Raw genomic sequence first — 23,753 nt, 5'->3', positions numbered from 1 at the left:
CGCTGGGGTCGTCTATTCTGAATTACTTTCGCCGGCCGTGACCGGCTCAAGCTTGCGCGAAGAGGACAAGTGTTATGGGTAAGAATGTCGTCGTCCTGGGCACCCAATGGGGTGATGAGGGTAAAGGCAAGATCGTTGATCTGCTGACCGAACATGCCGCCGCCGTAGTGCGTTATCAGGGCGGCCATAACGCTGGCCACACGCTGGTGATCGACGGTGAAAAAACCGTCCTGCATTTGATTCCGTCGGGCGTTCTGCGCGAGGGCGTGCAGTGCCTGATCGGCAACGGTGTTGTGGTTGCTCCAGACGCGTTGCTGCGCGAGATCACCAAGCTGGAAGAGAAGGGTGTGCCGGTGCGTGAGCGCCTGCGTATCAGTCCGTCCTGCCCGCTGATCCTGTCCTTCCACGTTGCGCTGGACCAGGCCCGTGAAAAGGCACGTGGCGAGCTGAAGATCGGTACCACCGGTCGTGGCATCGGCCCGGCCTACGAAGACAAGGTTGCACGTCGTGGCCTGCGTGTGGGCGACCTGCTCAACATGCCGCGCTTTGAAGACAAGCTGCGTGAGTTGGTGGATTACCACAACTTCATGCTGGTCGGTTACTACAAAGAGCCGGCCATCGAGTTCGACAAGACCCTGGCCGAATGCAAGGAATACGCTGAGCTGCTCAAGCCGCTGATGCTGGACGTGACTGCCGAGCTGCACGATCTGCGTCGCACTGGCAAAGACATCATGTTCGAAGGCGCGCAAGGCTCGCTGCTGGACATCGATCACGGTACTTACCCGTACGTGACCAGCTCGAACACCACCGCGGGTGGCGTTGCGACCGGTTCCGGTGTCGGCCCGATGTTCCTGGATTACATCCTGGGCATTACCAAGGCTTACACCACTCGCGTCGGTTCGGGGCCATTCCCGACTGAGCTGTTTGACGATGTCGGCGCGCACCTGGCCAAACAAGGTCACGAGTTCGGTGCAACTACCGGTCGTGCCCGTCGTTGCGGCTGGTTCGACGCCGTTATCCTGCGTCGCGCTATCGATGTGAACAGCATCTCGGGCATCTGCCTGACCAAGCTGGACGTACTCGACGGTCTGGAAACCATCAACATCTGTGTCGGCTACAAAGATGCAAACGGGAATGACGTTGCCCCAACCGACGCTGACAGTTACGTGGGCCTGCAGCCTGTGTACGAAGAAGTGCCGGGCTGGACCGAGTCGACCGTGGGTGCCAAAACCCTGGAGCAGCTGCCAGCCAACGCTCGTGCTTACATCAAGCGTGTAGAGGAGCTGATCGGCGCGCCGATCGACATCATCTCCACCGGGCCGGATCGCAACGAGACCATCGTGCTGCGCCATCCGTTCGCCTGATTGGTGAAGGCTCGTTCAGAGCCGTAGGTCGGTAAACGAAAACGGGTCGCCCTTGGGCGGCCCGTTTTTGTTTGACGCGCGGCGGGGCTCGGCGCAATCTGGCAATGTGCCGCCATCGGCACGCGCTTTGCTTTGTCTTGATCCTACCCTGATGTTGCCGCTCCTCTGGCGGTCGGAGGATTTGCCCGTGGTTGCTGTCTTTTCGCTGTTTCGTAGTCGCCTGCTGCTGCCCGTGTTCATCGCGCTGGGCGTGGCATTATTCGTTCAGGTATTGCTGGTACTGGCGTTGACCCGCAGCACGGTCGATGGCCTGGTGGCCGACCTTGAGCGACAGCTGGGCAGTGATTCACAACGCCTGGCCACCGAGCTGGAGCAGGCCAATAAGGATGTTTCCGCAAGCCTGGGTGGGCTTTCGGTGCGAACCCGGGAAAGCTTGTCTGCCGGACTCTCGACCCGCCTTGGTGAGGAGCGGGTGCAGATCCGCGCCAGTCTGGAGCGCAGCCTAAGAGATTCCGCCAATGATCTGGCGCAGCTGTTGGCCGCCGTGGCGCCGCGTGCCATGTGGGATTCCGATATTCCGGCGCTGTCGGAGTTCGCGCGCCGTGCGCAGCGTAACCCCAATGTGCTGTTCGTGATCTATGACGATGCCGAAGGTAACCATCTGACCCGTTACCTCAATCGCCAGAACGAGCAGATCAAGGGCATGCTCGAGAAAGGCGAGGGCGAGCGTGCGTTGGATAAGGTGATCAATGCGGCAAAAACCGACCCGAGCGTTTACTTCGTGGAAGCCAGTATCAGCCCCAATGATGTGGAAATCGGCAAGGTGTTGATGGGCGTTTCCACTGCCGCTATCGACGCCGAGCTGGCTGCTGTCGACAAGCGCTTCGAGGCGCTTTTGGCCAGTGGCGGGCAGCTGGTTGCCGAGAGTCTTGCGGGTGCATCCACTGACAGTGCAAAAGCGCTCTCGGCGCGTTTGGCCTCGGCGCAGCAGGCTGCTCAGGGCATGGCTACCAATACCAGTGCCGCCGTCGACACAGCAGCGGCGAACCTGAGATGGCGCATTGGGCTGGGGCTCGCGGTGGTTGGTTTGGGTGTGCTGCTGGCGTTGGCAATCGTTCTCGGTCGTCGCGTGGTGGTTCGTCTGCGTACCCTGATTGCGGCGCTGGATGACTTGGCTGCGGGTGAGGGCGATCTGACTCGCCGAATCGAGATCGACAGTCGTGATGAGGTTGGTGAAATGGCTTCAGCGGTCAACCGTTTCGTCGCCAAGCTGCAGCCTATCGTTCGTGAGGCGGGCGAAGTGGCGGTGCGCACCGGGCAGGAAATTACCGCTCTTAGTAGTCGCAGTGCTGCAGCGGAGTCGGCGGCCAAGCGGCAGCGTGATGAAGTGGCAGCAAGCCTGCAGGCGCTGGCGGCGATGGCCGATGAAGCGCAAGCCGAAAGCCGCGCCATGCAGGAAGCCTTGCAGCGGGTCGAGGCGATTCGCCAGTCGACTCAGGAAAACGCCGCTATCGCCAATCGGGTGGGTGGCTCCATTGAGGAGTTGGTGCGGCGCGTGGATGCCGGCTCGGCCGTGATCGAGCGGCTGGCCACGCAGAGCGAACAGATCGAAGTGGTGCTCACCGTGATTCGCTCGATTGCCGAGCAGACCAACCTGCTGGCACTCAATGCTGCAATCGAGGCGGCGCGGGCGGGCGAAAGCGGGCGCGGTTTCGCGGTGGTCGCGGACGAAGTACGTGCTCTGGCCAGCAAGACCCAGCAGTCCACCGGTGATATTCAGTCGCATATCGTTGCGCTACAACAAGGTGCTCGCGAGGCGGTCGGGGCGATTGGTCAGGCTGGCCAGCAAGCCGATCAAGGGTTGGCGGCGTTGCGTGAGAGCGCGCGTATTCAGCAGGCAGTGCAGCGTTCTGTTGAGGACGTTCACGGTGCGATCAACGCGGCGACCCAGGCGGCAGCGCATCAGGCCGAAGGTGCCAATGCAGTGCGCGGGCGGGTCGAGGTGATTCATGCCGAGGCTCAGCGCGCGGCAGAGGCGGTCGTGGCGACGGCCAATAGTGGTCGCGTGCTCGACGGGTTGGCAGGGCAGCTGAAAAGCAGCCTGGGGCAGTTCAAGGTCTGAGCTGCGTAGCGCGGGTCCGATGATCGCCGGGCCTAGCGCTCGACTTTATTGCAGGCAATAAAAAACCGAGCCATTGGCTCGGTTTTTTGAATTTGGTGCCCAGGAGAAGACTCGAACTTCCACGACCTTGCGGTCACTGATACCTGAAACCAGCGCGTCTACCAATTCCGCCACCTGGGCACTGCAGTAATGTTAACCGTTACCGGTACGGATCATTACGTCCGTTATTTGCAAAGTAGGTTATCAAGCTACTTCACGAAATTTGGTGCCCAGGAGAAGACTCGAACTTCCACGACCTTGCGGTCACTGATACCTGAAACCAGCGCGTCTACCAATTCCGCCACCTGGGCACTGAAACGGATGATTGCTCATCTATTCCGTGTTACAACGTCTGCTCGACGCTGTGGGCGCGAACTATACGGTCGCGCTTTTACCTTGTAAACCCCTGACGTCGAAAAATTATTTGTGCTGAGAGCTGACCCGGAGGGCGCTTTCGCGCTTCAATAGATACATGGCAAAAAACGACTCTATAGATAAGGTGAACAGTTTCTAATGGCCGATTGGCAATCCCTCGATCCCGAGGCCGCCCGAGAAGCGGAAAAGTATGACAACCCCATCCCCAGTCGCGAGCTGATTCTTCAGCAGCTGGCTGATCGCGGCTCGCCCGCCAGTCGTGAGGAGCTGCTCGAAGAGTTCGGGCTGACCACCGACGAACAGATCGAGGCGCTGCGCCGCCGGCTGCGCGCCATGGAGCGTGACGGCCAGCTGATCTATACCCGCCGCGGCACCTATGCGCCTGTGGACAAGCTCGACTTGATCCTGGGTCGCGTCAGCGGTCACCGCGATGGCTTTGGCTTTCTGGTGCCGGATGACGGCAGCGATGACCTGTTCCTGAGCCCGGCGCAGATGCGCCTGGTATTCGATGGCGACCGTGCATTGGCGCGCGTTTCCGGCCTCGACCGTCGTGGCCGCCGTGAAGGTGCCGTCGTCGAAGTGATTTCCCGTGGTCATGAGACCATCGTCGGTCGTTATTACGAAGAGAGCGGCATTGGCTTCGTGATTCCCGACAATCCGAAAATCCAGCAGGAAGTGCTGGTGACGGCAGGTCGTAATGGCGGCGCCAAGCAGGGTCAGTTCGTCGAAGTGACGATTACCCATTGGCCGACACCGCGATTCCAGCCTCAGGGCGATGTGACCGAAGTGGTCGGCAACTACATGGCGCCGGGCATGGAAATCGACGTTGCGCTGCGCAGCTACGATATTCCGCACGTCTGGCCTGATGCGGTGATCAAGGAAGCCGCCAAGCTCAAGCCGGAAGTGGAAGAGAAGGACAAGGAAAATCGCGTCGACATGCGTCACATCCCCTTCGTCACCATCGACGGTGAGGACGCTCGGGACTTCGACGACGCGGTGTATTGCGAGAAGAGTGGCGGTAACTGGCGGCTGTTCTCCGGTGGCTGGAAGCTCTATGTGGCCATCGCCGACGTTTCCCATTATGTGAAAGTCGGTTCGGCGCTGGATGCCGAAGCGCAGGTGCGTGGCAACTCGGTGTATTTCCCCGAGCGCGTCATTCCGATGCTGCCCGAGGAGCTGTCCAACGGTCTGTGTTCGTTGAACCCGAAGGTCGACCGTCTGGCCATGGTCTGCGAGATCACCATCTCCAAGACCGGCAAGATGACCGACTACAAGTTCTACGAGGCGGTGATCCACTCCCACGCGCGCCTGACCTACAACAAGGTCAGCGCCATGCTCGAACAGCCCAAGAGCAGCGAAGGCAAGGCCTTGCGCAGCGAGTACAAAGAAGTGCTGCCGCACCTCAATCAGCTGTATTCGTTGTATCAGGTGCTGCTCACCGCTCGCCACGAGCGCGGCGCCATCGACTTCGAAACCCAGGAAACGCGCATCATCTTCGGCACTGGCCGCAAGATCGCGGAAATCCGCCCGACCCAGCGCAATGATGCTCACAAGCTGATCGAGGAATGCATGCTGGCTGCCAACGTGGCTACCGCTGCGTTCATGCAGAAGCACGGCATTCCTGCGCTGTACCGCGTGCACGACGGCCCGCCGCCGGAGCGTCTGGAAAAACTCAAGGCGTTTCTTGGCGAACTGGGCTTGTCCCTGCACCGCGGCAAGTCGAAAGACGGCCCGTCGCCCAAGGATTATCAAGCGCTGCTGGAAAGCATCCGCGGTCGTGACGATTACCACCTGATCCAGACAGTGATGCTGCGCTCGCTGAGCCAGGCTGTGTATAGCGCCGACAATCAGGGCCACTTCGGCCTGAATTACGATGCCTATGCGCACTTCACCTCGCCAATTCGCCGTTACCCGGACCTGTTGATCCACCGTGCCATCCGCAGTGTGATTCGCTCCAAGCAGGATACGCCGCACGTCGAGCGTGCCGGCGCCGTCAGCATGCCCAAGGCGCGTATCTATCCGTACGACGCGCCGATGCTGGAGCAGCTTGGCGAGCAGTGCTCGATGTCCGAGCGTCGTGCCGATGAAGCCACCCGTGACGTGGTCAACTGGCTCAAGTGCGAGTTCATGAAGGATCGCGTCGGCGAAACCTTCCCGGGTGTGATCACCGCGGTAACCGGCTTCGGTCTGTTCGTCGAGCTCAAGGACATCTACGTCGAGGGCCTGGTGCACGTCACCGCGCTGCCTGGCGACTACTACCACTTCGATCCTGTGCATCACCGCCTGGCCGGTGAGCGTAGTGGCCGCAGCTTCCGTCTTGGCGATAGCGTGTCGGTTAAGGTTATGCGTGTCGATCTTGATGAGCGCAAGATCGATTTCGAGATGGCCGAAGGTGCAGAGCAGGCACCGGCTGCGCGCGGCAAACGTCGTGAGTCTGGCAGCGACAGTCGCGGTGGTCGCGGCTCGCGTGGTGGCTCGACGGGCAATACCGACGTGCAGAAAAGTCGTGACGTGAAAAAAGCGTTGCTCGCCGACTCCAAGTCTTCTGGCAAAGGTGCCGGCAAGGCAGTGGACAAGGGCGGTAAGCCAAGCCGGCACCGCAAGGGCCCATCGAAGAGCAAGGCCAAGTCATGAGTCAGCTGGAAAAGATCTACGGCGTGCACGCCGTGGAAGCCTTGCTGCGTCATCATCCCAAGCGGGTGAAGCAGATCTGGCTGGCTGATGGTCGCAGTGATCCGCGCGTTCAGCCACTGCTCGAGCTGGCTGGTCAGGCGCGCGTCGCCGTCGGCCAGTGCGAGCGTCGCGAGATGGATGCCTGGGTCGAAGGTGTGCACCAGGGCGTGGTGGCTGAGGTCAGCCCGAGTCAGGTGTGGGGCGAGGCGATGCTCGAGGAATTGCTCGATCGTTGCGAAGGCCCGCCACTGCTTCTGGTGCTCGATGGCGTGACTGACCCGCACAACCTTGGTGCCTGCCTACGTACTGCCGATGCGGCGGGCGCGTTGGCGGTAATCGTGCCGAAAGACAAATCCGCAACGTTGACGCCAGTGGTGCGCAAGGTGGCCTGCGGCGCCGCGGAAGTGATTCCGCTGGTGGCGGTGACTAACTTGGCGCGCAGCCTGGAAAAACTGCAGCAGCGTGGCCTGTGGATCGTCGGCACGGCCGGCGAGGCGGAGCAGGAGCTGTTCCAGCAGGACATGACCGGCCCGACAGTGCTGATCATGGGCGCCGAAGGCAAAGGCATGCGCCGCCTGACCCGCGAGCACTGCGATTACCTGGTCAAGCTGCCCATGGCCGGTAGCGTCAGCAGTCTCAACGTGTCGGTCGCTACCGGCATTTGCCTGTTCGAGGCGCTGCGCCAGCGCCGCTCGGTCAAGCGCTGAAACAATCGCCGGCTCATCACCGGCGATTGCTGTTCAAAATATCACCAGTTCACCTTGCGTGCGGTGGGGCGCTTCTCTAGAATATCGCCCCTTGCCGTCATGGCAGGCGTTTGCGCGCCTCTTCATTTCAGCAAGTCAACAGTGTCATTCACTCCTTGCCTGACCGCATTTCGCGGCAGGCTACAACCCGTAAGGAGCATTCATGCGTCATTACGAAATCATCTTTCTGGTTCACCCGGACCAGAGCGAGCAAGTCGGCGGCATGGTCGAGCGTTACACCAAGCTGATCGAAGAAGACGGCGGCAAAATCCACCGTCTGGAAGATTGGGGCCGTCGTCAACTGGCCTATGCAATCAACAATGTTCACAAGGCTCACTACGTGATGCTGAACGTTGAGTGCAGCGGCAAGGCCCTGGCCGAGCTGGAAGACAACTTCCGCTACAACGATGCCGTGATCCGTAACCTGGTCATCCGTCGCGAAGAAGCCGTTACCGGCCAATCCGAGATGCTCAAGGCCGAAGAAAACCGCAGTGAGCGCCGTGAGCGTCGTGAGCGTCCTGACAATGCCGAGTCCAACGACGGCGATGACAGCGACAACAACGACAGCGACAACGCTGACGAGTAATCACCGGATCTATTGAGGAGCCAATCCCATGGCACGTTTCTTCCGTCGTCGTAAATTCTGCCGTTTCACCGCTGAAGACGTGAAAGAGATCGATTTCAAAGATCTCAACACTCTGAAAGCCTACATCTCGGAAACCGGCAAAATCGTTCCAAGCCGTATCACCGGTACCAAGGCTCGTTATCAGCGTCAGCTGGCTACCGCTATCAAGCGCGCCCGCTTCCTGGCCCTGCTGCCCTACACCGACAGCCATGGCCGTTAAGATCTGACGTTCGACAAGTAGTAAGGGATAAAACGCATGCGCGCCTTGGCAGAATTCATAATGCGCGGCCGTATGCAGGCCACCCTCGTGGTGGTCGGTTCTGCAGCTTTGCCGCTGCTGTTCTGGTTGAGTGCCGCTGCTGGAAGCCTGGTGCTTCTGCGGCGTGGCCTGAGTGATGCGATCGGCATCCTCGCCTGGGCTTTACTGCCAGCCATTGGTTGGTGGTATTTCGGCGAACCGCGCACCTTGTTGGTGTTGCTGGGAGCGCTGGGGTTAGCGTGTGTATTGCGCGCCAATCCGTCCTGGCGGCGAGTGCTGTTATTCAGCGTCGCATTGGGCCTGGTGTATGGGCTGGTGTTGAGGGCAACGTTCCATGAGCCTATCGAAGCCATGTCGCAGGAGCTGATCAAGCTCTTGCCGCAGATGTTCGATGGCGTTCACCAACAGATGTCGGTGGATGATCAGGCGCGTCTTCAGAGTCTTATTGCACCGATACTGACCGGATTGCTGGCAGCGTTGCTGCAGGTGGTCAGCTTGCTTAGCCTGATGCTTGGGCGGTTCTGGCAAGCGGCGTTGTACAACCCGGGAGGTTTCGGCTCCGAGTTTCGTGAGCTGAGATTTCCGCCGATGCTGGCGATGTTACTGCTGGTCGGCATGCTGCTCGGGCCCAATCTGGGTGTCGAGATGGCCATGCTTACACCGTTGTGCAGTGTTCCGCTGGCGTTCGCAGCCATTGCCCTGTTGCACGGGCTAGTGGCCAAGGGCCGACTGTCCAAATTTTGGCTGGTTGGTATGTACATCACGCTGCTGCTGTTCATGCAACTGATCTTTCCCTTGCTGGTGGTGTTAGCCATCGTCGACAGTCTGTTTGATTTTCGTGGTCGTCTGGCGGACAAGCCCGGTTCGGGTCCCGCCAACGGTGAAGGTTAAAAGTTAAGAGGTAACACCCAAATGGAAGTCATCCTGCTGGAAAAAATCGCCAACCTGGGCAACCTGGGCGATAAAGTGAACGTTAAAGCCGGTTACGGCCGTAACTTCCTGCTGCCGCAAGGCAAAGCTACCGCTGCCACCGAAGCCAACGTTGCTGCTTTCGAAGCTCGTCGCGCTGACCTGGAAAAAGCTGCTGCCGAGAAGAAAGCTTCGGCTGAATCCCGCGCTGCTCAGCTGGCTGAACTGGAAGTCACCATCACCGCTACCGCGGGCGATGAAGGCAAACTGTTCGGTTCCATCGGTACTCACGACATCGCTGACGCACTGACCGCCTCCGGCGTTGAAGTTGCCAAAGCTGAAGTTCGTCTGCCGAACGGCACCATTCGCCAAGTTGGCGAATACGACGTAGCCGTGCACCTGCACAGCGATGTCGAAGCGACCGTCAAAGTGGTCGTAGTAGCTGCTTAAGAACCTGCCTACGATCTGCTGCGCGTCGGCTCTGCGGCGTTAAAAACCGGTTCGGAATGCTCATGTACAACAGTACATTCCGCTTCCTCACCTGTTTTTGCCCTGCAGAGCTCTAGCTCGCTAAATCGTACAAAGGCTCTGATCGCGCTGCTCAGCGGGCTTGCACTCAGGTGCGTTCCCGCTAACATCGGGCACGGCATTGCGAAAGCGATGCCGTGCCTTTTGTTTTTCACCGCACGCAAATTTTTCAGGCTCTCATGAACGAAATCAGCATCACTGAACAGTACGACCTGCAAACCTCTGCTCTGAAAGTGCCGCCGCACTCGATAGAGGCCGAGCAGTCGGTGCTCGGAGGCCTGATGCTCGATAACAACGCATGGGAGCGGGTGCTCGATCAGGTGTCCGATGGCGACTTCTATCGCCATGACCATCGCCTGGTTTTCCGCGCCATCCACAAGCTGGCCGAACGCAACCAGCCGTTCGACGTAGTGACCTTGTCCGAGCAGTTGGACAAGGAAGGTCAGCTGTCTCAGGTCGGCGGTATGGCCTATCTCGGCGAATTGGCCAAGAACACGCCGTCGGTGGCCAACATCAAGGCCTACGCGCAGATCATTCGTGAGCGCGCCACGCTGCGCAAACTGATCGGCATCAGCAACGAGATCGCTGATAGCGCTTATGCGCCTGAGGGGCGCACCGGCGAGGAAATTCTCGACGAGGCCGAGCGCCTGATCTTCCAGATCGCCGAAGCGCGACCGAAGACCGGCGGCCCCGTGGGCATCAACGATATCCTAGTCAAGGCCATCGACCGTATCGACGAGCTGTTCAACAACGGCGATGCGATCACGGGCCTGTCCACCGGCTTCTCCGATCTGGACGATTTGACCAGCGGCCTGCAGCCGGCTGACCTGATCATCGTCGCCGGCCGTCCGTCGATGGGTAAGACCACTTTCGCCATGAACCTGGTGGAAAACGCGCTGATGCGCAGTGACAAGTCGATCTTGGTGTATTCCCTGGAAATGCCCTCGGAATCCATCGTGATTCGTATGCTTGCCTCGCTTGGCCGCATCGACCAGACCAAGGTACGTGCCGGTCGTCTGGATGACGATGACTGGCCGCGCCTGACCTCGGCGGTCAACCTGCTCAACGACCGCAAGCTGTTCATCGACGATACCGCCGGCATCTCGCCATCCGAGATGCGTGCGCGTTCTCGCCGCCTTGCCCGTGAGCACGGCGAGATCGGCCTTATCATGGTCGACTACCTGCAGCTGATGCAGATTCCGGGTTCGAGCGGTGACAGCCGGGTCAACGAGATTTCCGAAATCTCGCGCTCGCTCAAGGCGCTGGCCAAGGAATTCAACTGCCCGGTGATTGCCCTTTCCCAGCTCAACCGTGGCTTGGAGCAGCGCCCCAACAAGCGCCCGATCAACTCCGACTTGCGTGAATCCGGTGCGATCGAGCAGGACGCCGACATCATCATGTTCGTGTACCGCGACGAGGTGTATCACCCCGAAACCGAGTACAAGGGCGTGGCCGAGATCATCATCGGCAAGCAGCGTAACGGCCCGCTGGGCACTGCGCGCCTGGCCTTCCTCGGCAAGTACTCTCGTTTCGAGAACCTGGCGCCGGGCAGCTATCAGTTCGAAGACGAATAACCCTTCAGCTCTCGAATAGCGCGTAACTCGAGCGGCCGGCCGCCTTGGCCTGGTATAGGGCCTGGTCAGCGGCTTTGTAGAGGCTGGTGAACTGTTCGGCATGCTGCGGATAGAACGCCACGCCAATACTGATGCTGACGGTCAGCTTCAGTCCGGCATATTCAACCGGTCGGGCCAGTTCGGCGAGCAGGCGCTCGGCGACATCCCTGGCGTATTGCTGCGCGTCGACACCGCCAATCAGCACCGCGAACTCATCACCGCCCAAGCGAGCCACCGTATCGCTGTCGCGCACGTGTTGCTGCAAGCGCTTGCCAATCTCCTGCAGCAGCAGATCACCGGCATCGTGGCCATGCCTGTCGTTGATCGGCTTGAAGTGATCAAGGTCGATCAAAAGCAGGGCCAGGCTTTCATCACCTTGTCGCGCGCCGCGTAAGGCGTTCTCGCATTGCTCAATAAGGTAACGGCGGTTGGGCAGGTCGGTAAGCGCGTCGTGGAACGCGGCGTGGCGCAGCTCCTGTTTCTGGTGGGAAAGCTGCAGGTTGGCGCTTTTCAGTTCGGAGGTGCGCCTGTCCACCGCTAGCTGCAGGTCGTCGGCGCTGGCCTGAACCTGCGCCAGACGTGCGCCTTTCTCCTCATCAGCGCGTTGCAACGCCTCGGCGCGCTGGTTTTTCAGCAGCTGGATACGGTAGGCGAGCGCAAAGGAGAACAGGATCGACTCCAGCGCCACGGCGACAGGGAAGATGTAGCTGTTCCAGGCTGCAGGCTGGATGACCCCTGTTGCGCGCAGCAGTAGCAGGTTGACGCTTGCGAGGATCATGCCGTAGCCGCAGAAATACAAGCAGGCCGGGAAATAGCCCTGCCGCCAGCGTTTCAGTGATGCCCAGAGCGCAGTTGGGATGGTGGTGACGGCCAGCGATACGAAGACCCAGGCGCCGATAGCGCGCAAGCCAAAAAAGTCGGAAACCACGGCTAGCAGGTAAAGCCCGCAACTGACTGTCAGCAGTCGGTGCGCCCAGGGCACGTAACGGCGCGTCTGCAGCAGCTCTTGCGTAAAGCGGCAGGCGCCAAACCCCCACAACGCTGGCAGGGTGATGCGGTCCAGCCAGAACGGCACTGCCGAGCCAGGCCACAGATACTGGAAGCCATGGCCGGTCATGCTGAGGATCATCAGCAGGGCGCCCGTGGTGGTCACCACGTACCAGAAGTACGCGCCGTCGCGCAGTGCCAGAAAGATGAACAGGTTGTAGAGCAGTAGTGCGGTGATCACCCCGTAGATCACGCCAAGCCAGAGGTTGTCTGCTGCCGCGTGGGTTTTCAGGTCGTCGAGTTGCCAGACTTTCAGCGGAAATGAGTTGCCCGCCGGATCGTAGCTGCGCAGATAGAATGTGAGCGACTGCTCGCCCAGTTCGGGTAAACGCAGCAACATGCGTCGGTGCGGGTGATCACGACCTTCGGCAAAACTCACCACCTCACCGGACTGACGCTTCTGCCAGCCGCCCTGGCCATCCGGCAGATAGAGTTGCAGGTCGAGCAGGGTGACGGAACCGACCTCCAGCCACCATTGGCCTGGTGCGCCAGGCTCTGCGCGCAGCGTCACTTTGATCCACCAGGGGTTGGCGCTCTGGCCGACGCTGGCTTTCCCATGGGCGGCTGTAAAGCGGCTCTGTATCGCCGGATCGGCCATGTCTTCGATATGCAGCTGAGTGCCCGAATCTTCGAGCAGTTCGACCTGTTCGTTCAGGCTGAGCCCGCTGCTGTGCGAGTCCAGGCTGATGGTTTCGGCGTGCGCCGCGATGCTCAAGGTTGCCAGCATCAAGATCTGCGAGAGGAGTGTGGCTAGGCGCGACAAGCGAGGCTCCTGAGGGCGGGCTGTTCTTGTTGTGTAAGCGTAAGCGTACACCGATTGGAGCATTTTTAGATGACACCCGAATACCGCGATGCCTGCTATCGGATGTCCGGTACAACCTAGCGTAGCAGTCGGGTTTGGTTAAAATTTGTGCTATATTCCGCGCCCCGTGAAATTCCTGATCAAAACGGTTATCGCCATGCAAGCCGCCAAGCCGCTATTCGACTATCCAAAATACTGGGCCGAGTGTTTCGGCCCAGCGCCTTTCCTGCCGATGAGCAGGGAGGAGATGGATCAGCTCGGCTGGGATTCGTGCGACATCATCATCGTTACCGGTGATGCCTATGTCGATCACCCTTCGTTTGGCATGGCGATTATCGGCCGGCTGCTGGAGTCGCAAGGCTTCCGCGTCGGGATCATTGCCCAGCCCGACTGGCAGTCCAAAGACGACTTCATGAAGCTCGGCGAGCCGAACCTGTTCTTTGGCGTCGCGGCCGGCAACATGGACTCGATGATCAACCGCTACACCGCGGACAAGAAGATCCGCTCCGACGACGCCTACACGCCGGGCGGTCTGGCGGGCAAGCGCCCGGATCGTGCCAGCCTGGTGTATAGCCAGCGCTGTAAAGAAGCTTACAAGCACGTGCCGATCGTGCTCGGCGGCATTGAGGCTTCGCTGCGCCGCATCGCTCACTACGACTATTGGCAGGATCGCGTGCGCAACTCGATCCTCATCGACGCCAGTGCCGACATTCTGCTGTACGGCAACGCCGAGCGCGCCATCGTCGAGGTCGCCCAGCGCCTGTCTTACGGGCAGAAGATCGAAGACATCACCGATGTGCGCGGCACCGCGTTCATTCGCCGCGACACGCCGAAAGACTGGTACGAAGTCGATTCCACGCGCATCGACCGTCCGGGCAAGATCGACAAGATCATCAACCCGTACGTGAACACCCAGGACACCCAGGCCTGTGCCATCGAGCAGGAAAAAGGTGCGGTCGAAGACCCGAATGAAGCCAAGGTCGTGCAGATTCTCGCCAGCCCGAAGATGACCCGCGACAAGACGGTGATTCGTCTGCCGTCGATGGAGAAGGTGCGTAACGACCCGGTGCTCTACGCCCACGCCAACCGCGTGCTGCACCTGGAAACCAACCCGGGCAACGCTCGTGCGCTGGTGCAGAAGCACGGCGAGATCGACGTGTGGTTCAACCCGCCACCCATCCCGATGACCACCGAAGAGATGGACTACGTGTTCGGCATGCCCTATCAGCGCATCCCGCACCCGGCGTATGGCAAGGAGAAGATCCCGGCCTACGAGATGATTCGCTTCTCGGTGAACATCATGCGCGGCTGCTTCGGCGGCTGTACCTTCTGCTCGATCACCGAGCACGAAGGGCGGATCATCCAGAACCGTTCCGAAGAGTCGATCATTCGCGAAATCGAAGAGATCCGCGACAAGGTCCCAGGCTTCACCGGCGTGATCTCCGACCTCGGCGGCCCGACCGCGAACATGTACCGCATTGCGTGCAAGAGCCCGGAAATCGAATCCGCGTGCCGCAAGCCGTCGTGCGTATTCCCCGGCATCTGCCCGAACCTGAATACCGATCACTCCTCGCTGATCCAGCTGTATCGCAGCGCTCGCGCTTTGCCGGGGGTGAAGAAGATTCTTATCGCTTCCGGTCTGCGTTACGACCTGGCGGTGGAGTCGCCGGAGTACGTCAAAGAGCTGGTCACCCACCACGTCGGTGGTTACCTGAAGATCGCCCCGGAACACACCGAAGAAGGTCCGCTCAACCAGATGATGAAGCCGGGCATTGGCAGCTATGACAAGTTCAAGCGCATGTTCGAGAAGTACTCCAAGGAAGCGGGCAAGGAGCAGTACCTGATTCCGTACTTCATCGCCGCTCACCCGGGCACCACCGATGAAGACATGATGAACCTGGCCCTGTGGCTCAAGGGCAACGGCTTCCGCGCCGACCAGGTGCAGGCGTTCTACCCGTCGCCGATGGCTACCGCCACGGCCATGTACCACTCGGGCAAGAACCCGCTGCGCAAGGTCACCTACAAGAGCGACGGCGTGACCATCGTCAAGAGCGAGGAGCAGCGCCGCCTACACAAGGCGTTCCTGCGCTATCACGACCCGAAGGGCTGGCCGATGCTGCGTGAAGCGCTGCAGCGCATGGGGCGTGCCGACCTGATCGGTGAGGGCAAGCACCAGCTGATTCCGGCCTATCAGCCGAAGACCGACGAGTACCAGAGCGCTCGCCGCAAGAACTCCACGCCGGCCGGCAGCAAGAAGGTCGCTGGCAATGGCGGCGGCAAGTCAGCGGGCGGTCGCATCCTCACCCAGCACACCGGCCTGCCACCGCGCGGCAGCGACGGCAGCAAGCCATGGGACAAGCGCGAACAGGCCAAGGCGGCTGCCGAAGCGCGTAATCAGCAGGCCGCGCGCGAACGTGCCGGTGCAGGCAAGGGTAAGAAACCGGTCAAGAAACCCGCCGTTCCGCGTTAAAGGGCGGGTCAAGGTATAAGCAGCGGGTCGTTTCGTAGGGTGGACAATGCTCTTTTGTCCACCATTGCAACCGCAGGGCGGTGGACGGATAAAGCGTCGTCCACCCTACGAACGGCCGGTATTCGGTATCGCCACTTACCGCCGTGTTCAGCCCTGACTAGTCAGCACTGAATCGGCAGGTCAGGTAACGGTTGCTTGGCCCATAGCGCAGGATTGAGAACAGGCGCTTGAGCAGGTACAGCGGGTGCCTGCGGTAATACCCCAGCACGGCATTACCAACCCCTTCGGAGCGATGCTCGCGCGCTTCCTTTTTGCCTTTCTTGAACAGCCCGGAAAATTCCCAGCGCTGGATCTGCTCGTAGCGTTCCTTTGGCGTTAGCCCGTGGCGGCGGAACAGCGCATAGAAGCTGCGCGGGCTGAAATCGTGCAGGTGATGAGGGTTGCCGTCCAGGGTCGGCGTGGTCGGCACCGAGGCGATGATGCGCCCGCCCTTTGCCAGCAGGCTGGCGTAGTTGTCTACCAGGCGCTGCGGGTTTGGCAGGTGCTCGATGGTTTCCAGGCTGACGATGCTGTCGAAGCCCAGGCTGTCGGCGAAGGTTTCCGCGTTCGCGCACAGGTAGCGCAGGTTGTCCCGCTGATAGTTCGCCTGGGCATAGGCGATCGCTTCGGGGTCAATGTCGATCCCGGTGATCTGCTTGTCCGGGTTCTGCTCGGCCAGCAGCGCACTGCCGTAGCCGCAGCCACAGGCCATGTCGAGCACACGCTCGCCGCTCAGCAAGCCGCTGGCGAACGCATAACGCTGCATGTGCAGGTCGAGGGTTGCCTGGTCGGCCGCCAGCCGCTCGTCCATCTTCAGTGGGTAGATGCGTTCGAGGGTGTGCATGGCGACCGTCCTTTCTCGGTGAGGATGGAAATATAAAGCATTCCACTCTCACTGGTAGCAGTGCGTTGTCGGCGTGTGTCAGCCGTAACGTTTCTTGGCTTCGATGGCCAGGCCGCTGCCGATGCTGCCAAAGGTGTTGCCTTCCACGTGGCGAGCATTGGGCAGCAGTGCCGCCACGCTCTGGCGCAGCGCCGGCACGCCGCTGGAGCCGCCGGTGAAAAACACCGTATCGACTTGCTCCAGGCCCACGCCAGCATCGGCGAGCAGCGAGGTGACGCTGTCGCGGATGCGTTCGAGCAGCGGTGCAATGCTGTCTTCGAACAAGGTGCGGGTGAGCCCGGCGACCAAGCCTGGCTCGATGCGGTGCAGGTCTATGGGGTGTTTTTGATGTTCAGTCAGGGCGATTTTGCTGTCTTCCACCTGCATCGCCAGCCAGTGCCCGGCGCGCTGTTCGATCAGCTTGAACAGGCGGTCAATGCCGGTTGGGTCGATGATGTCGTAGCGCATGTTCTGCAGCGCTCGCTGCGACGCGGCGGCATAGACCATGTTAATGGTGTGCCAGGTCGCCAGGTTGAGGTGCATGCTGGTCGGCATCGGCGCGTCGCTTTTCATACGGCTGCCGTAGCCGAACAGCGGCATCACGCCTTGCAGGCTGAGCTGCTTGTCGAAGTCGGTGCCGCCGATGTGCACGCCGCCGGTGGCGAGGATGTCGTCCTGTCGCTCGGCCTGCTGACGGCGCTCGGGCGCTAGGCGCACCAGGGAAAAGTCCGAAGTACCCCCGCCGATATCGACGATCAGCACCAGCTCTTCGCGCTCAATGGTGGATTCGTAATCGAACGCGGCGGCGATCGGCTCGTACTGGAAGGACACCTCCTTGAAACCGAGCTTTTGCGCCACGGCAATCAGGGTGTTCTCAGCTTCCTGGTCAGCCAGCGGGTCGTCATCTACGAAGAACACCGGGCGGCCCAATACCACGGCCTCGAACGGGCGCTCGGCGACTGCTTCGGCGCGTTTTTTCAGCTCGCCGATAAAGAAGCCGAGCAGGTCCTTGAACGGCAGCGAACTGCCCATCACCGCCGTTTCGCTCTTTAGCAGCTTTGAGCCCAGCAGGCTCTTCAGCGAGCGCATTAGGCGGCCTTCGTAGCCTTCCAGGTATTCGTGCAGGGCCAGGCGACCATAGACCGGGCGGCGCTCTTCGAGGTTGAAGAACACCACGGAGGGCAGGGTGATCTTGCCGTCTTCCAGTGGGATCAGCGTGTCGCCGCCCGGGCGCAGCCAGCCAACCGTGGAGTTGGAGGTGCCGAAGTCGATACCGCAGGCGCGGGCAGGTGTGGAAAGGGACATGACGCGCGGCTCCTGAAAAAACGGCCGCGCATTCTAGGCCAAATGAAGCTGCTGTGCTGGCGCTTCGTCAGGGTAGGGGAGGATTTTGTACTTCGCCGCGACGCACGCGCCATTGGCCCCACTCGAAGCCCAGCACGACGATCAGTGACAGGGCGAACGGCAGCAGCAGGTAGAAGCCGCGGAACACGATCAGCGCTGCCAGCACATCCGGTGCTGGTATCTCGGGCAGGGCAGCCAGAAAGCTCACTTCCAGCACGCCCAGGCCACCAGGCGCGTGGGACAGCAAGGCCAACGAGAAGGACGCCAGGAACACGCCGAGCACCACCATGTAGCCTGGGTTGTGGGCTTCGGGCAGGGCGAAGTAGATGATCGCCGCCGCACACGCCAACTCCAGTGGGCCAGCCAGCAACTGACGGCCGACGATGCGCAAGCGTGGGTATTCGACATGCAGCTTGCCGAATTTCCAGGGCTTGAACTGTAGCCAGGAGCCCAGCACGTAGAGGGCCACTAGCAGCAGCAAGAAGCCGCCAACGGCTACCGAGACCAGTGGGGTGACATTCAGCACGCGGTGAATCAGGTCCGGTTGCAACACCAGTACGCAGCCGCTGGCCAACAAGGTGCCGAGTGCGAAGGTGAACGAGCAGAAGACGATCAGTATGCCGATTTCATGGGGCGTCAGGCCCTTGGTGCGGTAAGCGCGGTAACGCACCACCGCGCCGGAGAACACCGAGGCGCCGATATTGTGGGCCAGGGCGTAGGTAGTGAATGAGCACAGGGTGATGAAGCGCCAGGAGATCTTCTTGCCCAGGTGAGCGACGGCGATGCGGTCGTACCAGGCCAGGGCCGAGTAAGCGCCAAGGGTGGCGATGGCGGCGAGAATCCAGTTGAGGTGCGGGATCGCCTTGAGGCTGCCGGCGATTTCATCCAGGGAAATGTTGCGTACTTCGCGGTAGAGCAGGAAGCAGGACGCAACCACGGCGCACAACCCGATCAGCGTCCAGATCAGGTCACTGCGTTTCATCGTGGGCTTGGTACCTTGCAACGGCGATCCCCTGTTTCACGTCTTTACGGACAGTCGGCTCTGCATTCGATGAGCTGTCGCACCCATTGTTCAGACCCTTTCCCAGGGTATATCCCGGCGGTATGTGGGTGTACAGGGTGCGCAGTATCCCGGAGGCGGGCCGGTTGCTCAACTGGCACCGGTTCGCAGGCCGTTACCGAGTGTGTCTTTTTACAGGCTCAAACCCAGCGTGGCTGCGGCCAGCACGGTATAGCGCAAGGTTTTCGCGAAGGTGACGATCAGCATGAAGCGCCACAGAGGCTCACGCATGATGCCGGCTACCAAGGTCAGCGGATCACCGATCACCGGCAACCAGCTCAGCAGCAGTGACCAGCGCCCGTAGTGGCCGTACCAGTGCTGCGCCTGCTGCAGCCGTCGATCACTGACAGGAAACCAGCGCCTGTCGCGAAACCGCTCCAGATAACGGCCCAGCCACCAGTTGACCAGCGAGCCGAGCACGTTGCCCAGGCTGGCAGCCAGCACCAGAGCCCAGGCAGGCTGTACGCTGCCGAGCAGCAGGCCAATGAGCAGCGCCTCGGACTGCAGCGGCAGCAGCGTCGCCGCTGCGAATGCGGCGGTGAACAGCCCGAGGTAGGCGTAAATATCGGCCAAGGCCTAGGCTCGTCAGGCGTTCTTGTCCGTTTCGCTGTTGGCCATGATCTCTTCGAGCTTGAGGCCGGTGAGGTCGTGGATGGTGCGCCACAGGTAGTAAAAGATGGCCATCAGCATGATCATCGAGGGAATGGCGATCATCGGGTAGCTGAGCAATGTCATGCGGCCCAGCTCGTCGTTGAACGCTTCGCTGCCTGCCGGGCTGTTGACGATCCATTTGGCCAACACGTAGTTCATTGCCGAGGAGAAGAAGAAGGTACCGCTGAGAAGGTATGTGGCGCGCATCAGGCGGGCTTCGAAGCGCGGCGTATGGCCGCCCTGTTCCAGACGGTCGTGGATCTTGTCGACGTTGAGCACCGTCTTGTTGAACAGCAGCGTGCGGATCAGCGGGTAGCGAGTACGCGTCGACACCAGTACGGCGATGCCGATCAGCCCGGGAATCGCCGCTTCCTTGATCGCCAGCCACCTGTTGTCCAGGTGCAGCAGGCCGATGCCGCCGGTGAGGATCACACTGACCAGGCCGAGCAGGGCGACGAAGTTGAATTTGCGGTATTTGATCAGTTCGAACGCGCCCCAGCCCAGAGGGAACGCGAGGGCAAGCACCAGTGCGCCATCCGGGCCCAGACGAGCTTCGCCGCTGAGTTTCATGAGGATCAGCGACGGGATCACGATGCTGATCAGCAGGTCGATGAGCGGGCGAGGTTTATGCGGTGTGGCGGGTGCTTGCGTGGTGTCGGTCATGTCGATGCGCGTTGGTGGGCGAGCGCCGATGATCGCCTGCCTGAGGCTCAGGCGCCAGCCCGATTGTCGGTGCAATGACGACAAAGTCCTTCGGCCATCAACTTAGACAACTGGCGTGTTTGTAGCACCTTTGCTCGGCTGCTTGCTGAAATTGGCTGGGCAGTGGGGTAAAATTGCCGGCTTTAATGCAAAGCGTGCGTCGACAGCCCGCCGGTGCCGATTCACTGCCCGGTAACCGATGCGTCCACGCGTTCAGGGGGATGGCCTGATGGGCCCGCTGCGTTGCTATGGTGTGCTGTGTCTCGCGTTGCTGCTCTGCACGCGGGCGAACGCCGAGCTGCGCATCCTCACCGAGCCGGGCCCGCCCACGGCGTTCATGAAGGACGGGCAGTTGCGTGGCTTTGGTGTCGATGTGGTGCGCGAGCTGATCGCCAGAACCGGCGCCAACACGCAGATCGAGATGATGCCCTGGACGCGCGCCTACACCCTGGCTCAGCGCGGGCCGAACGTGGCGCTGTTCGCGATGGTGCGTACGCCCGAACGAGAGCAACGCTTCCAGTGGGTCGGGCCGATTCTGCATGGCAAGGTGCGGTTCTATTCGCTGAAGTCTCGTGGCCTGCAGGTCGACAGTCTCGATGATGTCGCGGCCAGCGGCCCGTTGGCGGTGCCCAAGCAGTGGTACAGCTACGAGGCGCTGCAGGCCAAGGGGCTGGCTAACCTGTATGGCGTGCCGACGCCGCAGACCATGGTCACGCTGTTCGCTCATGGCCGCGGCAACCTGATCCTGTTGGAAGACATTCTGCTGCGCGACATGCTTGCCCCCGCAGGGCTACAACCGGGGGATGTGCAACCGCAGATGGTGTTCATGGAGTCGTCGTATTACATCGCGTTTTCGCTGGATACCGATCCGGCAATCGTTGCCGCCTGGCAGGAAAAGCTGGCGGAAATGCGCCGCGATGGCAGCTTTTCGGCGATTTTCCGCCAATGGTTGCCCGATGTAGAGCCGCCCACCGCCCTTCGCTGAGTTGGCGGGAAATTTGCTGCGAAGCTGGAATCAGCCAGAGGCCTCGTCCGCGCGGGGCAGCCTGCACAGTTGCAGGCGTTGGCGCAGCACGACACAAGAATTCGCTTGAGTAGCGGTGACAAGGCCGCCCGGCACCTGATTCATCCGACGTTTTGGACAATGCCTATGACCAACATGCAACGTGCTTCCCACCATGAATTGCGGCGCGCCTTCCGTGCTCTGCTAGCTTCCGGCTCCTGCTACCACACCGCCTCGGTCTTCGACCCGATGTCCGCGCGCATCGCCGGCGACCTTGGCTTCGAAGTCGGCATCCTCGGTGGTTCGGTCGCCTCGCTGCAGGTACTGGCGGCACCCGATTTCGCGCTGATCACCCTGAGCGAGTTCGTCGAGCAGGCAACCCGCATCCATCGCGTTTCCCGCCTGCCGGTGATCGCCGACGCTGACCACGGCTATGGCAACGCCCTTAACGTGATGCGCACAGTGGTCGAGCTGGAGCGCGCCGGAATTTCCGCGCTGACCATCGAAGACACCCTGCTGCCTGCCCAATTCAACCGCAAGTCGACTGACCTGATCAGCATCGCTGAAGGCGTCGGCAAAGTACGCGCGGCGCTGGAAGCCCGGGTTGACTCGGACCTGGCGATCATCGCCCGCACCAACGCTGGTGTGCTCAGTGTCGATGAAGTAATCAAGCGCACCGTGGCGTATCAGAAGGCCGGTGCCGACGCCATTTGCATGGTCGGTGTCGAGGATTTCGAGCACCTGGAAAAGATTGCCGAGCACCTCAGCGTGCCGCTGATGCTGGTGACCTACGGCAACCCCAAACTGCGCGACAACGAGCGCCTCGCCAAGCTGGGCGTACGCATCGTGGTCAACGGCCATGCTGCCTACTTCGCCGCCATCAAGGCAACCTACGACTGCCTGCGCGAGCAGCGCAACGCCGTTGGCAGTGACCTGAGCGCCTCCGAGCTGGCGCACAAGTACACCCAGCCCGAGGACTACGTGGCCTGGGCCGACGAGTTCATGAACGTCAAGGAATAACCCCGCTTCACCTGCCACGCCGGACAGCGGCCGCGCAACGCGAGCCGATTCGTCCGCCGTCGGCTGCCCCTTGCCAATCCCAAGTGCACGCTCCTATCTTCCGGTAAGCAGTATTCTTTTCGGGAGAGCGATATGGCCACCGGTTGGGCGCAAGACGGCGCCGTGCAGGAACAGATCGACAGCACCATCGAGGACGCCGTGCAACGCGCGCGTAGTCAGATGCCCAAAGGCGAAAGCCTGACCCATTGCGAAGAATGCGATGCGCCGATTCCCGAAGCGCGGCGCCAGGCCGTTCCCGGCGTGCGGCTGTGCGTGAATTGCCAGGCGCAGGAAGACAGTGAGCAGGCCAAGGCTGGCGGCTTCAATCGCCGTGGCAGCAAGGACAGCCAACTACGCTAGTCAGACGGCGAACAACGTCTTGTAGTAGATGGCGTTGGCGCGGTACTGGCCGTCCGGCCCGCAGGCGTAATCCGGTAGGCCGCCGATGCAGGTATAACCTAGGGTGCGGTAGAGGTTTTCGGCATCGCTGCCAGCCTCGGTATCCAGATAGAGCAGACCACGCCGTAACTGCTCGGCGTGAGCCTCCAGATGCTGCATCAGCAGGCGGGCAATGCCACGGCGACGGGCACTGCTCAGCACCAGCAGCTTTTGCACTTCGCCACGGTTCAATCCATTGGGCTTAAGGCACAGGCTGAGCTGCACCGAGCCCAGCACGTTTCCATCCTCTTGCGCGACCCAGATCGCCAACGTACCGCTGGCGAGCGCGCGTTTCACGTCGTCGAGGTAGCCGTCTGCTTGTTGCGGGTCGATGTCGGCCAAAAAGCCGACGGATGCACCGTTGGCCACGGCATCGATCAGCAAGGAGATCAAGCCTTGGCGGCAGACCTCGAAATCGGCCTCGTCGAGCTGGCGGATCTGCAGACTCATGGCGTACTGCGCTGTGGCGTGAGGATCAGTTGCATAAAGGTCAGGTCCAGCCAGCGGCCGAACTTGCAGCCGACCTGGGGCATCTGCCCGGTGACAGTGAAGCCCAAGCGCTCGTGCAGACGCACCGAGGCGGCGTTGCCGCTTTCGATGGCGGCGACCATCACGTGCTTGCCGACCGCCTTCGACCGCTCGATCAGCGCCTGCATCAGCAGCGGGCCGAGGCCCTGACCACGGGTGTCATTGCGTACGTATACGGAGTGCTCGACGGTATTACAGAAGCCCTCGAACGGCCGCCAGTCGCCGAACGATGCGTAACCCAGCACCTGCTGCGACTCGTTGACCGCTACCAGAATCGGATAGCCCTGGGCTGTGCGCGCATCGAACCACGCCTGGCGGTTGGCCAGGTCCACAGGGCGCTCGTTCCAGATGGCCGTGGTGTTGAGCACGGCATCGTTGTAGATGGCGAGCAGGGCGGGCAAGTCTTCGGTGGTTGCGTCGCGGATAACGGCGGGCATGGTGAGCCTCTTGTCGGATGGGGCCAGCAGGCCAGCC

The 23,753-nt window shown here is 61.1% G+C and carries 21 protein-coding genes and 2 tRNA genes; 13 read left to right on the top strand and 10 right to left on the bottom strand.

Translation table 11 applies throughout. From position 1 onward, the window contains the following. Positions 1-74: 74 nt before the first annotated feature. Together BUC40_RS12985 and BUC40_RS12980 are read left to right on the top strand one after the other, a co-directional pair. Positions 75-1,364, top strand: coding sequence for an adenylosuccinate synthase (locus tag BUC40_RS12985; protein WP_073266331.1), 1,290 nt, complete (start codon positions 75-77; stop codon positions 1,362-1,364). Between the two features lie 187 nt (positions 1,365-1,551). Beyond that, entirely contained in the window at positions 1,552-3,486 is a 1,935-nt protein-coding gene (locus tag BUC40_RS12980; RefSeq protein ID WP_073266710.1) for a methyl-accepting chemotaxis protein, read from the top strand. A 93-nt stretch (positions 3,487-3,579) separates the two neighbouring features. Here BUC40_RS12980 and BUC40_RS12975 read toward each other — a convergent pair. Both BUC40_RS12975 and BUC40_RS12970 read right to left on the bottom strand, forming a co-directional pair. Next, positions 3,580-3,666 (bottom strand) — tRNA-Leu (locus tag BUC40_RS12975). An 83-nt stretch (positions 3,667-3,749) separates the two neighbouring features. Then, positions 3,750-3,836: transfer RNA gene (locus BUC40_RS12970), tRNA-Leu, on the bottom strand. 202 nt (positions 3,837-4,038) lie between these two features. Between BUC40_RS12970 and rnr the strand changes: the two genes are divergently transcribed. The 7 genes from rnr (at position 4,039) to dnaB (ending at position 11,214) form a co-directional block, all read left to right on the top strand. Beyond that, the gene (gene rnr, locus BUC40_RS12965; protein ID WP_073266329.1) at positions 4,039-6,534 is read left to right on the top strand and encodes a ribonuclease R; all 2,496 of its coding nucleotides are present in this window, start codon (positions 4,039-4,041) and stop codon (positions 6,532-6,534) included. Continuing rightward, complete coding sequence (gene rlmB / locus BUC40_RS12960) at positions 6,531-7,280, top strand: 23S rRNA (guanosine(2251)-2'-O)-methyltransferase RlmB (RefSeq protein WP_073266327.1); 750 nt, start codon at positions 6,531-6,533, stop codon at positions 7,278-7,280. Before rnr ends, rlmB begins: the two co-directional genes overlap by 4 nt. 202 nt (positions 7,281-7,482) lie before the next feature. Next, positions 7,483-7,905 (top strand): 30S ribosomal protein S6, encoded by a 423-nt coding sequence (rpsF, locus tag BUC40_RS12955; protein ID WP_073266325.1) that lies wholly within the window; start codon positions 7,483-7,485, stop codon positions 7,903-7,905. Between the two features lie 28 nt (positions 7,906-7,933). Further along, positions 7,934-8,164, top strand: a complete 231-nt coding sequence (rpsR, locus tag BUC40_RS12950; protein ID WP_003246847.1) for a 30S ribosomal protein S18 — start codon at positions 7,934-7,936, stop codon at positions 8,162-8,164. A gap of 36 nt (positions 8,165-8,200) precedes the next feature. After that, a complete protein-coding gene (locus BUC40_RS12945; protein WP_073266323.1) occupies positions 8,201-9,094 on the top strand; it encodes a hypothetical protein in 894 nt (297 codons plus the stop codon). 21 nt (positions 9,095-9,115) lie between these two features. Next, positions 9,116-9,562: a 50S ribosomal protein L9 gene (gene rplI / locus BUC40_RS12940; protein WP_073266321.1), complete on the top strand. Its 447-nt coding sequence runs from the start codon at positions 9,116-9,118 to the stop codon at positions 9,560-9,562. A gap of 257 nt (positions 9,563-9,819) precedes the next feature. Continuing rightward, complete coding sequence (dnaB, locus tag BUC40_RS12935) at positions 9,820-11,214, top strand: replicative DNA helicase (RefSeq protein WP_073266320.1); 1,395 nt, start codon at positions 9,820-9,822, stop codon at positions 11,212-11,214. Positions 11,215-11,218: 4 nt separating this feature from the next. Here dnaB and BUC40_RS12930 read toward each other — a convergent pair whose 3' ends face one another. Further along, the gene (locus BUC40_RS12930) at positions 11,219-13,027 is read right to left on the bottom strand and encodes a diguanylate cyclase domain-containing protein (protein ID WP_073266708.1); all 1,809 of its coding nucleotides are present in this window, start codon (positions 13,025-13,027) and stop codon (positions 11,219-11,221) included. A gap of 232 nt (positions 13,028-13,259) precedes the next feature. On the opposite strand from BUC40_RS12930, the gene BUC40_RS12925 reads away from it, so the two are divergent. Then, positions 13,260-15,572, top strand: a complete 2,313-nt coding sequence (locus BUC40_RS12925) for a YgiQ family radical SAM protein (RefSeq protein WP_073266706.1) — start codon at positions 13,260-13,262, stop codon at positions 15,570-15,572. 157 nt (positions 15,573-15,729) lie between these two features. On the opposite strand, the gene BUC40_RS12920 is transcribed toward BUC40_RS12925, so the two are convergent. From BUC40_RS12920 to BUC40_RS12900, 5 genes are all read right to left on the bottom strand, one after another. Further along, positions 15,730-16,455: a class I SAM-dependent methyltransferase gene (locus BUC40_RS12920; RefSeq protein ID WP_073266318.1), complete on the bottom strand. Its 726-nt coding sequence runs from the start codon at positions 16,453-16,455 to the stop codon at positions 15,730-15,732. A gap of 78 nt (positions 16,456-16,533) precedes the next feature. After that, positions 16,534-17,799: an Hsp70 family protein gene (locus BUC40_RS12915; RefSeq protein WP_073266316.1), complete on the bottom strand. Its 1,266-nt coding sequence runs from the start codon at positions 17,797-17,799 to the stop codon at positions 16,534-16,536. Between the two features lie 67 nt (positions 17,800-17,866). Continuing rightward, entirely contained in the window at positions 17,867-18,820 is a 954-nt protein-coding gene (locus tag BUC40_RS12910; RefSeq protein ID WP_073266314.1) for a lysylphosphatidylglycerol synthase transmembrane domain-containing protein, read from the bottom strand. A gap of 210 nt (positions 18,821-19,030) precedes the next feature. After that, complete coding sequence (locus BUC40_RS12905) at positions 19,031-19,471, bottom strand: YqaA family protein (protein WP_073266312.1); 441 nt, start codon at positions 19,469-19,471, stop codon at positions 19,031-19,033. A 12-nt stretch (positions 19,472-19,483) separates the two neighbouring features. Beyond that, positions 19,484-20,212 (bottom strand): VC0807 family protein, encoded by a 729-nt coding sequence (locus BUC40_RS12900; protein ID WP_073266310.1) that lies wholly within the window; start codon positions 20,210-20,212, stop codon positions 19,484-19,486. A gap of 268 nt (positions 20,213-20,480) precedes the next feature. Between BUC40_RS12900 and BUC40_RS12895 the strand changes: the two genes are divergently transcribed. From BUC40_RS12895 to BUC40_RS12885, 3 genes are all read left to right on the top strand, one after another. Beyond that, positions 20,481-21,236, top strand: a complete 756-nt coding sequence (locus tag BUC40_RS12895; protein ID WP_073266308.1) for a substrate-binding periplasmic protein — start codon at positions 20,481-20,483, stop codon at positions 21,234-21,236. A gap of 174 nt (positions 21,237-21,410) precedes the next feature. Then, on the top strand, positions 21,411-22,274 hold the full coding sequence (locus tag BUC40_RS12890; protein WP_073266704.1) for an isocitrate lyase/PEP mutase family protein: 864 nt from the start codon (positions 21,411-21,413) through the stop codon (positions 22,272-22,274). Positions 22,275-22,406: 132 nt separating this feature from the next. Further along, positions 22,407-22,673, top strand: a complete 267-nt coding sequence (locus tag BUC40_RS12885; RefSeq protein ID WP_073266307.1) for a DksA/TraR family C4-type zinc finger protein — start codon at positions 22,407-22,409, stop codon at positions 22,671-22,673. On the opposite strand, the gene BUC40_RS12880 is transcribed toward BUC40_RS12885, so the two are convergent. After that, positions 22,674-23,201 carry a GNAT family N-acetyltransferase gene (locus BUC40_RS12880; RefSeq protein ID WP_073266305.1) on the bottom strand — a complete coding sequence of 176 codons (528 nt, stop codon included), beginning with the start codon at positions 23,199-23,201 and terminating at the stop codon, positions 22,674-22,676. After that, the gene (locus BUC40_RS12875) at positions 23,198-23,716 is read right to left on the bottom strand and encodes a GNAT family N-acetyltransferase (RefSeq protein WP_073266303.1); all 519 of its coding nucleotides are present in this window, start codon (positions 23,714-23,716) and stop codon (positions 23,198-23,200) included. The genes BUC40_RS12880 and BUC40_RS12875 overlap by 4 nt, the downstream gene beginning before the upstream one ends. Positions 23,717-23,753: the final 37 nt, after the last annotated feature.

Source organism: Phytopseudomonas punonensis, from assembly GCF_900142655.1.
In the GTDB taxonomy this organism is placed as follows: Bacteria; Pseudomonadota; Gammaproteobacteria; order Pseudomonadales; family Pseudomonadaceae; genus Aquipseudomonas; species Aquipseudomonas punonensis.
The sequence above is the reverse complement of the archived record's forward strand: the minus strand, read 5'-3'. Positions and strand labels throughout refer to the sequence as shown.